Below are 12222 nucleotides of genomic sequence, written 5' to 3'. Positions count from 1 at the left end.
GATAATTAAGCTAATCTTAACAGTTATAATTTTTTATAACTATTATATTTGCACAAAAATTTAGAAATCTAATTAACTATGTTAAGAATTTTTACTGTATTATTTATCGCTTTAACAATTGTTTCTTGTAAAGAAGAAGAGTCTATAAATGGGTATATTATTAATGGTGCTATTGATAGTTCTATTGATAATAGAAAAATTAAAATAATGAAGCTTGAAGAAAACCAAGAGGTTTTAATAGATTCAGCGACTATCTTAAAAGGAAAAGTAACTTTAAAAGGTCAGGTTGAAAATCCAGATATCTATTACATAAATATTGATGGCATTAGTGGTAATATGCCTATTGTTGTTGAAAATAAAAAAATGACTATTACTTTTTATAAAGACAGTTTGTTAAAATCTAACATTAAAGGAAGTAAAGAAAACGATATATTGAGAAGCTATTTTGATGATTCTGAAGTATTAAGAACCAAAAATGCTCAATTTGGCCAACAATTTAGAGTTGCAAAAGAATCTAATGACTCGTTAAGAATGAAAGAGATTAGATTAGAATTTGATAAAATGATGGAAGCATCAAATAAGAAACACATCGATCTAATAAAATCAAACACCAACTTAATAATAAGTGCTGCTATTCTTGAAAACATGCTTCGATCTAAACAAATAACTGCTAAAGAGACTGAAGATATTTATAACACCTTTACTGAACAAGTTCTTACAAGTAATTTTGGAAAAAACATTAAAGAGTTACTTGCTGTTTCTTCAACAGATGTCGGTAATATAGCTCCAAACTTTTCTGCTCCTAATCCAGAAGGAAAATCTATTTCTTTAAACGATATTAAAGGAAAAGTAACAATTATAGATTTTTGGGCTGCTTGGTGTGGACCATGTAGAAAAGAAAACCCAAATGTGGTAAAAGTCTATGAGAAATACCACGATAAAGGTCTTGAAATAATTGGTGTTTCATTAGATGGTACACCTGCACAAAAAGATGCTAAAGCAGCATGGATAGAGGCTATTGAAAAAGATAAGTTGACATGGCATCAAGTTTCTAATTTGAGCTTCTTTAACGATCCAATTGCAAAAGCATATAACATTCAAGCTATTCCTGCTACTTTCATATTAGACAGAAATGGAACCATTGTTGCAAAAAACTTAAGAGGTGAAGCTCTTGAATCTAAAATTGCAGAATTATTAAACTAAAAATAGATTAATCTCCACAAAAAAGTCTTTCAAATTGAAAGGCTTTTTTGTATTTTATATTTTGTCCAGTTTTTTTAAAATAAACAACAATATAATTGGAATGGCTAATAAAATAATCATTAACAAATGCTCTTTAAACAACCAGGATGCTAATATTAAAGTAATAACATAACCACCAATAGCTCCACCAAAATGAGCATCATGTCCAATATTACCAAATTGGTTTTTCATACCATAAATTGTATATATTAAATAACCTATACCAAAAATATAAGCTGGAATTGGTATGGGTATAAAAAACAAATACAGGCTCATATCTGGTCTTAAAAGAATAGCAGAATATAGAATTCCCATAACTGCACCACTGGCTCCTACTGCACTGTAATGGTATTCATTTTTATGAAAATAAAAAGACAACAAACTGCCTAACAACAAACTACCAATGTAAACTATTAAAAAATACAAAGTACCTAAGTAGCTTAAAACAATATCTGCAAAAATATAAAGTGTAAACATGTTAAAGAACAAATGCGTCATTTCTACATGCAAAAATCCAGAACTAAACATTCTAAATTGCTCTCCTCTTAATATTGCTCCTACATTAAATTTATATTTTTCAAAAAAACTAAAATCATTAAAACCTTTGAATGAAATAATTGCATTTGCAGCGATTATAATGATTAACACCAAACTTAAATTGCCCATAAATTCTAAACGTTATATTTTAAATATACCATATATTTGTTTCTGCAAATCTAAAATTAATTCATGCAATTTCTTGCTTACATTTTAATTTATCCATTTTTATGGGGTATTTCCATCTTACCTTTTAGGATACTTTATTTTTTTTCTGATGGAATATATATATTAATATATTACATAATAGGCTATAGAAGAAGAACTGTTAAAGAGAATTTGAACTTAGTATTTCCAGATAAATCGGAAAAAGAGATCAAAACCATTACTAAAAAATTCTATCACCATTTATGTGATATGGTTGTAGAATCTATTAAATCGATGACTATTTCTGAAACTGAAATAAAAAAGAGATTTGTTTATAAAAATGTTGACCAGATTCTAGATTTAGAGAAAGATAATAAAAGTATCGTACTCATGTGTGGCCATTATGCAAGTTGGGAATGGATTTTCATTCTTCAAAAGTATATAAACCATAAAGGTTATGCAATATACAAACGTCTGGCTAACAAATATTTTGATACTTTAGTAAAACGTATAAGAGCAAAATATAACAGCTATTTAATAACGACTAAAGAAACAATTCCTGTTTTAATTAAAGCCAAAGTTGAAGGAGAACTTACTATAAATGGGTTTGCATCAGATCAGTCTCCTAAGAATAATAAAGCATTACACTGGCAGGAATTTATGAATATTAAAGTACCTGTTCATACTGGCGCTGAAATGTTAGCTAAAAGACTTGATATGGCTGTAGTTTTTTTAAAAGTAAAAAAACTAAAACGTGGCTATTATGAAGCAACCATTAGCACAATTACAAAATCTCCTAAAGATTATAAAGATTATGAAATTACAGATATATTCTTAAAACTATTAGAAGAACAAATCTACGAAGCTCCAGAATATTATCTGTGGACTCACAAACGCTGGAAACATAGAAATAAAGTGCCTGAAAAATTTAAATAAACATATATTAATTACTAAAAGATTTAATCTCTAAGATAATTCTATCAGCCAAACTATCTGCTTCTTCTTGTGTTGGAGCTTCAGTATAAACACGAATAATAGGTTCTGTGTTACTTTTACGTAAATGCACCCAACTGTTAACAAAATCTATTTTAACACCATCAATAGTTGTTAGTTTTTCATTGTTATACCTTGACTCCATTTGTTTTAAAATAGCATCAACGTTTATTTCAGGTGTTAATTCAATCTTCTTTTTACTCATAAAGTAACTAGGATAGCTAGCTCTTAATTCACTGACAGACATTTTCTTTTCAGCTAATAAACTTAAAAACAAAGCAACTCCAACTAGAGCATCGCGACCATAATGAGATTCAGGATAGATGATTCCTCCATTTCCTTCGCCTCCAATAATGGCTTTATTTTTTTTCATTAACTCAACGACATTCACTTCTCCAACTGCACTCGCTTCATAAGTACCTCCATGTTTTTCGGTTACATCTCTTAAAGCACGTGTAGAACTCATGTTACTTACAGTATTTCCAGGTGTTTTACTAAGCACATAATCTGCACAAGCTACAAGCGTATATTCTTCACCAAACATCTCTCCCTTTTCATCCATAAACGCCAGTCTATCTACATCTGGATCTACTACTATTCCTAAATCTGCACGTTCTTTTACAACAGCTTCAGATAAATCTGTTAAATGTTCTTTTAAAGGTTCTGGGTTGTGAGGAAAATGTCCATTTGGCTCACAATATAACTTCACTGGATACACGCCTAATCGTTCTAATAATAATGGAATTGCGATTCCTCCAGTAGAATTTACGCCATCAACGACCACTTTAAAATTAGCCGCTTCAATGGCTTTTTTATTGACTAAAGGTAGTTTTAAAACCTCATCAATATGCATATCGATATATGCTTGGTTCTTTGTAATTTTCCCTAAGCTATCTACATCTGAAAAAGTCATAGTGTCACTTTCAGCTATCTCTAAAATCTTTGCTCCTTCTGCTCCACTTAAAAACTCCCCTTTTTCATTTAATAACTTTAACGCATTCCATTGTTTAGGATTATGACTAGCAGTTAAAATAATACCACCATCTGCATGCTCCATAGGCACAGCAATTTCAACCGTTGGCGTGGTAGATAAGCCTAAATCAATCACATGAATTCCTAATCCAACAAGCGTATTCATAACTAAATTCTGAATCATCTCTCCCGAAATTCTAGCATCTCTGCCAACCACAACTCTGTAATGCTCTTTATTGCGTTGCTGTTTTAGCCAAAAACCATAAGCTGATGCAAATTTAACGGCATCAATAGGTGTTAGATTATTGCCTACTTGTCCTCCAATAGTGCCTCGAATTCCTGATATAGATTTTATTAATGTCATGAAATTATTTTAGATTTTCAACAAATATACAATTACAATTCATAAATCAAATCTAGATTCTTCAAGAGTAATTTGTAAATTCACCAAATGAACTTTTTAGCGCATATTTATTTGTCAGGAACAAACGATTTAATAACCATTGGAAATTTTATGGCTGATGGCATTCGAGGGAACAAATACAAAAAATACCCAAAAGACATTCAAATTGGCATTCTTCTACATCGAGAAATAGACACCTTTACAGATGCACATCCCATAGTTAGACAAAGTACCAAAAGACTTCATAAGAATTACAGTCATTATTCTGGTGTGATTGTAGACATTCTATACGATCACTTTTTGGCTAAAAACTGGACAGATTATTCAACCATTCCATTAAATGTTTATACAGACAATTTTTATAAAACCATTCAAACACATTTTGAATTCCTTCCTGTTAGAACACAAAAAATGATGCCTTATATGATAACTGATAATTGGTTATTAAATTATGCAAGTATAGAAGGGATTCAAAGAGTTTTAAATGGTATGAATAGACGTACAAAATATGTTTCAGGAATGGATAAAGCTACTACTGAATTACAGGAACACTATCTGGAATTTGAAGAAGAATTCACCTTATTCTTCAAAGAATTGATTGATTTCTCCGAATTAAAGAAAATTGAAATCACAGAGAAACTGTAGCCAATAAGCCAAAAATAATATGAACTTTACTGAAGCTCTTATCCATAATTTAAACCATCAAAGCAACACAGAATATGCGCTTCAAATGAAAGCCTATTTACGCCATCAATTTGAGTTTTTCGGTATAAAAACACCTCTTCGAAGAGCCATATTAAACCACACAGTCAAGTTATATAAAAAGGACATTGAAGAAAACATAAGAACAACTGTTTTAGAATTGTTGCAACAACCACAACGAGAATTACACCATTGTGGCATTGAATTGTTTGAAAAGCACTTAAGGAAATCCTATCAGAAAAATGATATCGAAATTATAGAAACTTTAATTACTACTAATTCCTGGTGGGACACTGTAGATTTTATTGCCAAACAAATATTAGGCACTTACTTAATTCAATATCCTGAAGCCACACAAACTGTTATCGAAAAGTATTCGGTATCTACTAATATGTGGGTAAATAGAAGCAGTATTTTATTTCAATTAGGATATAAACACAAAACAGATGAAGCTATATTATTTAATCAGTGTCTAAGATTTAAAGAATCAGACTTGTTTTTTATTCAAAAAGCCATTGGTTGGTCTTTAAGAGAATATGGTAAAACATATTCGGAATCTGTACTAAATTTTGTAAATTCGACTTCCCTCAAACCTTTAAGTCAAAAAGAAGCCCTCAGAAATATCATTTAATTATGAAAATTAAGAAGCTACTTAAAATTATTGCTGGTGTTGTTATCTTTTTAACCTTACCAAGCTTATTGTTTTTTGGGTTTGTCTATTTTAAATATAACGAAGACTTACCTACTGGAATTGAAGGAAAACAAGCAGATGCCTTAGCTACAAAAATGCTCGATGCTTTAGATTATGTAGCGTATAAAAAAACAAATTATATTGAATGGACTTTTAAAAGAAAACACCATTATCAATGGTTAAAAACAGAAGGCATATGCTATGTTTTTTGGGAAACCTATAAAGTAGAATTAGACCTAAATAATCCTTCTGAAAGTAAAGCTTATATCCATGGATTTAGAGTTCATGACGAGCAAGAAACCAATCTAATAGAAAAAGCAACCACCTTTTTTAACAACGACTCCTTCTGGCTTGTTGCTCCTTATAAAGTATTCGATAAAGGCACAAAACGTTTTATAGTATCCACAAAAAAAGGCGAACAAGGCCTTCTTGTAACCTATACTTCTGGTGGAACAACTCCAGGAGACTCATACTTATGGTTTTTAGACGATAGTGGTAAACCAAACCGATTTAAAATGTGGGCTGATATTCTACCTATTGGTGGTCTTGAAGCATCTTGGGAAAACTGGACAACTACAGAAAGTGGCGCACAACTCCCTACCTTTCATAAACTACTCTTTTTAGGATTAGAAATGGGAGACGTTAAAGGCACTAAATAGATTACAGTCGCAGTCTCAGTTTACAGCAAAAACTAACTGAAAACTGAGACTGAAACTGTGACTGAATACTAACTCCTTTGTCCAACAAACTGCTGCTCCTTCAACTTAAACAATACATTAAACGTAGTTAAACTTCCATAGCTTCTGGTAATATATTGCTGTAAGTCAATCTTTTCTTGCTCATCCAGATTACTGGAATTTATTTTTTGTTCCATAACACGCAATCTATCACGAACCATGGTTATTTTATGAAAGAAGGTATCTATAGGTACTTCGCTAGATTTTAGATTGGTATCTCCTGGTTCTAAAATTAATTTGCCACCTTTCCATTTGTCAGCAATATGTACCACTTCTGTTACATCACTCCAACGTTTTAAAATCTGAACCAAGCTGCTTTCAACTTCAGCAAAGCTAACCGTATCAACATCGTCATCAGCTGCTTCAATAACTTCAAATTGGGTGTCTATATCTATAGTTTCTAAACCACTTTCAATAAAAGTTACCCAATAATGTTTAGAGGTTACGTTGGTAACGACACCTTTTCCAAATTCTGGATGATTAATCCTGGAGCTTATTCCTAGTATGTTCATGATATTGTTTTATGTTATTCCCACGAAAGTAGGAATCTGTTATTTTTTTATTGTTTATATTTCTTAAAATTAATAATATTTTAAAACTGTAAATATAAACAGATAGTTTAAATAGCTTATTTTAACTCAGTACTTAGTTGGCAAACGTATTTTATACAATATTATCAATTCTCTTGATTAATATATAGTAACCCTTCGTACAAAGCTATTAATGGTACAGATCGATGGTTTTCTTTTTCAAAATATTCTATTTCGACATTTAGAGGTTTATCAGATTTCTTTGTTATGAAAGCATATAAAGAGTCGTGTCTTTGTTTATTCCTCTCGTAATTAGCCTCTCCTTGATTAGCAGTAGCTATATAAAGCTTTTTTTTAAATGATATTGAGGAAATAGAATCAACCTTGTTTTTCATCGTCACCTCACTCCACCAAACACTTGGGTCTATAGAAATATAAGCATTGAATACACTATTTTTATCCATATAAGAATTTAATGTTAGTAGACCCCCTAAAGAATGTCCAACTAGAGTTCTAGAGGGTTCTGTTCTATAATTTTCATCAATATAAGGTATTAGTTCTTTCTCAATAAAATTCAAAAAATTCCTTCCACCTCCCATAGTATTTGGTCGTTTGGTCTTAATTTTTGTAACAGTAAAATCTCGTTCACGGTCAACATTTTCTATGGCTATAAGAATACTTTCTGGCATTAAATTATTTCGGTTCCTATTTGAACTCATAAAATGTACTATTCCAGATGCTGTTTTAAAATAAGTATATCCATCTAATAATATGATGATTGGATATTTTTTAGCAACTTCAGATGAATCATTGTATGAATCTGGAAGACTGATTAAACAAGTTCTTTCTTCATTTAATATATTAGATTTAATAACAAACTTATTTCCTAATACAATATCTGTTTTATTCTGTGCAAGTGTGTTTTGTACTCCTGAAAGAAGAATATATAAAATTACAAATGTCAAATTTTTCATATTTTGATTTATATGTTAGGTATCGGTTTTGTGTATGATTTCGTTGCGTGTTTTAAGCACCTAATTTAGCAAATACAAACCGAATAGAAAATCCGCGAGGATTTTCGTAAGTAGGCTAGAATTAGCAATAAATTATATACAGTGTTGTAACACGTTTTTTTTATTCGTAATATTCAATTTGTCTCTCCCAGACCATACCTAATTCTCCATTAGAACTTCTCCTTTTAGAAATCCAATTTCCATTTTCGTCATATACATACTCAAAAGAAGTTTGGTGTGTTTTTTCGTCTTTCTCATTATACCAATTTTGTATGGTTAGATTACCCTTTTCATCATATTCGGATACGAATTTTGTGTAACTTCCATCTGGTTTGAACATAATTTCGATATTTTCATTTCCATCTTTATCGTATGAGTATGTTCGTCTGTCTTTTAAACTGCCATCAGGTTTATATCTGAACTGTTCAATTTTTTTGTTGTCAAAATTGTATTTATAAACATATTTCCAACCATTTTCACTACCTAGACTTTTGATTAACATCTCAATATTATTTCCGCTTTCGTCATACTCATTAGATTGAATATTTGTCAGGTTGTTATCCGAATCATAAGTTTTAACAGCAATCATATTGTCTTTGGAATCGTACTCATAAGTCCAATAGCTTTTTAATTCATCTGATGAATTTTTCTTCATAGCTTTTTGAGCAACTCCATCTTCATTTCTTTCGTAAATAGCTTTCTCGTAAAGCGAACCGTCTCTTTCATATTGTCCGTTTTCTATCACTTTCTCATTTTTATCAAAAATCATATACGAACTTATGTTTGAGTCAAACAGGTTTTCTCGACTTTTTAATTCACCATTCTCTGGTTTATAAATGACTTCTTTAACCATTTTCATTTTTGGTTTCAGGCTGTCAGAAGTCGATTGAGCGATAAGATTTGTTCCGGAAAATGAAATCAGAATTCCGAGTAATAATATGTATTTCATAGGTTTGGTCAAATGTGTTACAACTCGTTATATAATAAATAAAAGTTTTCTTATCCCAATCCTAAATAGGAATAATATGCTAATTTAAAACTTTTTTAAATACTAGAACTAAGGAAAAACTCTAAAGCACTTTTAAGCACTTTTAGGGTTTTGTTCGAGTCTTGTTCGAGACTCCTTCGAGGATCCTTCGAAAAAACCCTGATTTTACAAGGAAAACCCGAACAATTCCCGAAGGATTCCCGAAGAAACCCCGTAAAATATGAGATTGTTAGCTGCGCTTTGTCGTGTTTTTATGTATTTCATCGATTATTTTGTTTATAATATAACTTAAACATCCACTAAATGTAAAAAATTAAAACCTTGAATCTATAAATCTCAAAACCCAAAACCTTTCTTATTTCAAAGCATAATCTGTACCTTTGCAACTTTGCTATTTTTATGAGTCCATTCGAAGAAAATATTGAGGTTCAAGGTGCTCGTGTACACAACCTAAAAAACATAGATGTTACCATTCCTAGAGAAAAACTGGTAGTTATTACTGGTTTATCTGGTAGTGGAAAATCCTCATTGGCTTTCGATACCATTTATGCCGAAGGGCAGCGTCGCTATATTGAAACTTTTTCGGCTTATGCCAGACAGTTTTTAGGTAGTTTAGAACGTCCTGATGTAGATAAAATAGATGGACTTTCGCCTGTTATTGCTATTGAACAAAAAACAACTAGCAAGTCGCCACGTTCTACTGTAGGTACTATTACTGAGATTTACGATTTTTTAAGACTGCTTTTTGCTCGTGCTAGTGATGCGTATAGCTTCAACACAGGCGAAAAAATGGTAAGTTATAACGATGAGCAGATTAAAGAATTAATTATTGAAAGTTTTAAAGGTAAACGCATTAATATTCTGGCTCCTGTGGTGCGTTCTCGAAAAGGACATTACAGAGAGTTATTTGAACAAATAGCCAAACAAGGCTTTGTAAAAGTGAGAGCAGATGGAGAGATTCTTGATTTAGTTAAAGGCATGAAGATGGATCGTTACAAAACTCACGACATAGAAATAGTCATCGATCGTTTAAAAATTGACGATTCTGTTGATAACGATAAACGCCTTACAGAAACCATCAATACAGCCATGTATCATGGCGAAGATGTGCTTATGGTTTTAGACCAAGACACACAGGAAACACGTTATTTTAGTAGAAATCTTATGTGCCCTAGTTCTGGAATTTCTTATCCAAATCCTGAGCCCAATAACTTCTCATTTAACTCGCCAAAAGGGGCTTGCCCTAAATGTAATGGTATTGGTACTTTGTATCAGGTAAACGAAAATAAAATTATTCCAGATCCTAAATTATCTATTAATGCTGGAGCTTTGGCGCCTCATGGCCCACAAAAAAACTCTTGGATTTTTAAACAGTTCGAAACCATTGCACAGCGTTTTAGTTTTTCTTTAAACGATCCGTATAAAAACATTCCTGAAGAAGCCAAACAAATGATTTTGTTTGGTGGAAACGACAAGTTTTCGGTAGAAAGCAAAACCCTTGGAGTAACTCGAGATTATAAAATAGATTTTGAAGGCGTTGCTAATTTTATCGAAAGTCAATATGCAAATGCTGAAACCACTTCTCTAAAACGTTGGGCAAAAGAGTATATGGATAAAGTAACTTGTGATGAATGCCATGGGTCTCGTTTAAGACAAGAATCTTTATACTTCAAAATAAACGACAAAAACATAGCCGATTTAGCCAATAAAGACATAGTAGATTTGGCTGAATGGTTTAACGATTTAGAAAATCATCTTTCAGACAAACAATTAAAAATTGCTGAAGAAGTGATTAAGGAAATCAAAACTAGATTGCAGTTTTTACTGGATGTTGGTTTGGAATATTTATCCTTAAACCGAAGTTCTAAATCCCTTTCTGGTGGTGAAGCACAACGTATTCGTCTTGCTACACAAATTGGTTCACAATTGGTTGGCGTACTTTATATTTTAGACGAACCAAGTATTGGACTCCATCAAAGAGATAACGAAAAATTGATAAAATCTTTAGTTGCTTTAAGAGATATTGGAAATTCAGTAATTGTGGTAGAGCACGATAAAGACATGATTGAGCATGCAGATTATGTGATAGATATTGGTCCTAAAGCTGGAAAATATGGTGGAGAAATCATTAGTATTGGCACACCAGCAGAACTAAAAACACATCATACCTTAACTGCAGATTACTTAAATGGTACCAAACAAATTGAAGTGCCTAAAACACGCAGAGAAGGCAACGGAAATTTTATTGAATTAAAAGGTTGCACAGGAAACAATTTAAAAAATGTTTTGGTAAAAATCCCTTTAGGCAAAATGATTGGAGTGACAGGTGTTTCAGGAAGTGGGAAATCTACCTTAATCAATGAAACCCTCTATCCTATTATGAATGCGCATTATTTTAATGGTGTTAAAAAACCGATGCCTTACAAAAGCATTTCAGGCTTGGAGCATATAGATAAAGTGATTGATATCAACCAATCGCCAATTGGGAGAACTCCAAGAAGCAATCCAGCAACTTATACAGGAACTTTCAGTGAAGTTCGAAGTTTGTTCGCCAAAATTCCAGAAGCCATGATTCGAGGTTACAAACCTGGACGATTTAGCTTTAACGTAAAAGGTGGACGTTGTGAAACCTGTCAAGGTGGTGGTTTAAGAGTGATTGAAATGAATTTCCTCCCAGACGTTTATGTAGAATGTGAAACCTGTCAAGGAAAACGTTTTAACAGAGAAACTTTAGAAATTCGTTATAAAGGAAAGTCGATTAGCGATGTGTTAAACATGACCATAAATGAAGCAGTTCCGTTTTTTGAACATATTCCTAAAATTCATAAAAAGCTTAAAACTATTAAAGATGTTGGTCTAGGTTATATTACTCTCGGACAACAAAGCACGACCCTTTCTGGAGGCGAAGCACAACGTATTAAATTAGCAACAGAACTAAGTAAACGAGATACAGGAAACACCTTCTATATTTTAGACGAACCTACAACTGGGCTTCATTTTGAAGATATTCGTGTGTTAATGATTGTTCTAAATAAATTAGCAGACAAAGGCAATACTGTTTTGATTATTGAACATAATTTAGATGTCATAAAAATGGTAGACCACATCATCGACATTGGTTACGAAGGAGGTAAAAATGGAGGCGAAATTATTGTTGAAGGAACTCCTGAAGAAGTGATAAAACATAAAAAAAGCTATACAGCCCAATTTCTTAAAAAAGAATTAAAATAAAAGTATTCTCGTTATTATTCACTAAATTAGTTACTT

The 12222-nt window shown here is 31.8% G+C and carries 11 protein-coding genes; 6 read left to right on the top strand and 5 right to left on the bottom strand.

The features are described from left to right. Positions 1-78 precede the first annotated feature (78 nt). A complete protein-coding gene (locus FVF61_RS05435) occupies positions 79-1203 on the top strand; it encodes a TlpA disulfide reductase family protein (protein WP_148454158.1) in 1125 nt (374 codons plus the stop codon). A gap of 54 nt (positions 1204-1257) precedes the next feature. On the opposite strand, the gene FVF61_RS05430 is transcribed toward FVF61_RS05435, so the two are convergent. Further along, positions 1258-1908 (bottom strand): rhomboid family intramembrane serine protease, encoded by a 651-nt coding sequence (locus FVF61_RS05430; RefSeq protein WP_148454156.1) that lies wholly within the window; start codon positions 1906-1908, stop codon positions 1258-1260. A 63-nt stretch (positions 1909-1971) separates the two neighbouring features. Between FVF61_RS05430 and FVF61_RS05425 the strand changes: the two genes are divergently transcribed. Continuing rightward, complete coding sequence (locus FVF61_RS05425; protein WP_148454154.1) at positions 1972-2862, top strand: lysophospholipid acyltransferase family protein; 891 nt, start codon at positions 1972-1974, stop codon at positions 2860-2862. A gap of 7 nt (positions 2863-2869) precedes the next feature. Here the strand turns inward: FVF61_RS05425 and glmM are convergent, their stop codons facing one another. Next, positions 2870-4255, bottom strand: coding sequence for a phosphoglucosamine mutase (gene glmM / locus FVF61_RS05420; RefSeq protein ID WP_148454152.1), 1386 nt, complete (start codon positions 4253-4255; stop codon positions 2870-2872). An 87-nt stretch (positions 4256-4342) separates the two neighbouring features. Here glmM and FVF61_RS05415 point away from each other — a divergent pair, with 87 nt between their 5' ends. The 3 genes from FVF61_RS05415 to FVF61_RS05405 are packed head-to-tail and all read left to right on the top strand — an operon-like array spanning position 4343 to position 6346. After that, positions 4343-4939: an acyl carrier protein phosphodiesterase gene (locus tag FVF61_RS05415; RefSeq protein WP_148454150.1), complete on the top strand. Its 597-nt coding sequence runs from the start codon at positions 4343-4345 to the stop codon at positions 4937-4939. A gap of 19 nt (positions 4940-4958) precedes the next feature. Then, positions 4959-5627, top strand: a complete 669-nt coding sequence (locus tag FVF61_RS05410; RefSeq protein WP_148454148.1) for a DNA alkylation repair protein — start codon at positions 4959-4961, stop codon at positions 5625-5627. A gap of 2 nt (positions 5628-5629) precedes the next feature. Further along, positions 5630-6346: a hypothetical protein gene (locus FVF61_RS05405; RefSeq protein ID WP_148454146.1), complete on the top strand. Its 717-nt coding sequence runs from the start codon at positions 5630-5632 to the stop codon at positions 6344-6346. A 68-nt stretch (positions 6347-6414) separates the two neighbouring features. On the opposite strand, the gene FVF61_RS05400 is transcribed toward FVF61_RS05405, so the two are convergent. The 3 genes from FVF61_RS05400 to FVF61_RS05390 form a co-directional block, all read right to left on the bottom strand. Then, positions 6415-6936, bottom strand: coding sequence for a hypothetical protein (locus tag FVF61_RS05400; RefSeq protein WP_148454144.1), 522 nt, complete (start codon positions 6934-6936; stop codon positions 6415-6417). Positions 6937-7100: 164 nt separating this feature from the next. Continuing rightward, the gene (locus FVF61_RS05395; protein WP_148454142.1) at positions 7101-7928 is read right to left on the bottom strand and encodes an alpha/beta hydrolase; all 828 of its coding nucleotides are present in this window, start codon (positions 7926-7928) and stop codon (positions 7101-7103) included. 160 nt (positions 7929-8088) lie between these two features. Next, positions 8089-8916, bottom strand: coding sequence for a hypothetical protein (locus FVF61_RS05390; RefSeq protein ID WP_148454140.1), 828 nt, complete (start codon positions 8914-8916; stop codon positions 8089-8091). Between the two features lie 438 nt (positions 8917-9354). On the opposite strand from FVF61_RS05390, the gene uvrA reads away from it, so the two are divergent. Continuing rightward, complete coding sequence (gene uvrA, locus FVF61_RS05385) at positions 9355-12186, top strand: excinuclease ABC subunit UvrA (RefSeq protein WP_148454138.1); 2832 nt, start codon at positions 9355-9357, stop codon at positions 12184-12186. Positions 12187-12222 lie beyond the last annotated feature (36 nt).

The sequence above is a fragment of the Xanthomarina maritima genome, assembly GCF_008084905.1.
Lineage (GTDB): Bacteria > Bacteroidota > Bacteroidia > Flavobacteriales > Flavobacteriaceae > Xanthomarina > Xanthomarina maritima.
The sequence above is the reverse complement of the archived record's forward strand: the minus strand, read 5'-3'. Positions and strand labels throughout refer to the sequence as shown.

Coding starts and splice junctions, on each gene's coding strand:
- FVF61_RS05435 (WP_148454158.1), top strand. CDS start 79: ATGTTAAGAATTTTTACTGTATTATTTATCGCTTTAACAATTGTTTCT.
- FVF61_RS05430 (WP_148454156.1), bottom strand. CDS start 1,908: ATGGGCAATTTAAGTTTGGTGTTAATCATTATAATCGCTGCAAATGCA.
- FVF61_RS05425 (WP_148454154.1), top strand. CDS start 1,972: ATGCAATTTCTTGCTTACATTTTAATTTATCCATTTTTATGGGGTATT.
- glmM (WP_148454152.1), bottom strand. CDS start 4,255: ATGACATTAATAAAATCTATATCAGGAATTCGAGGCACTATTGGAGGA.
- FVF61_RS05415 (WP_148454150.1), top strand. CDS start 4,343: ATGAACTTTTTAGCGCATATTTATTTGTCAGGAACAAACGATTTAATA.
- FVF61_RS05410 (WP_148454148.1), top strand. CDS start 4,959: ATGAACTTTACTGAAGCTCTTATCCATAATTTAAACCATCAAAGCAAC.
- FVF61_RS05405 (WP_148454146.1), top strand. CDS start 5,630: ATGAAAATTAAGAAGCTACTTAAAATTATTGCTGGTGTTGTTATCTTT.
- FVF61_RS05400 (WP_148454144.1), bottom strand. CDS start 6,936: ATGAACATACTAGGAATAAGCTCCAGGATTAATCATCCAGAATTTGGA.
- FVF61_RS05395 (WP_148454142.1), bottom strand. CDS start 7,928: ATGAAAAATTTGACATTTGTAATTTTATATATTCTTCTTTCAGGAGTA.
- FVF61_RS05390 (WP_148454140.1), bottom strand. CDS start 8,916: ATGAAATACATATTATTACTCGGAATTCTGATTTCATTTTCCGGAACA.
- uvrA (WP_148454138.1), top strand. CDS start 9,355: ATGAGTCCATTCGAAGAAAATATTGAGGTTCAAGGTGCTCGTGTACAC.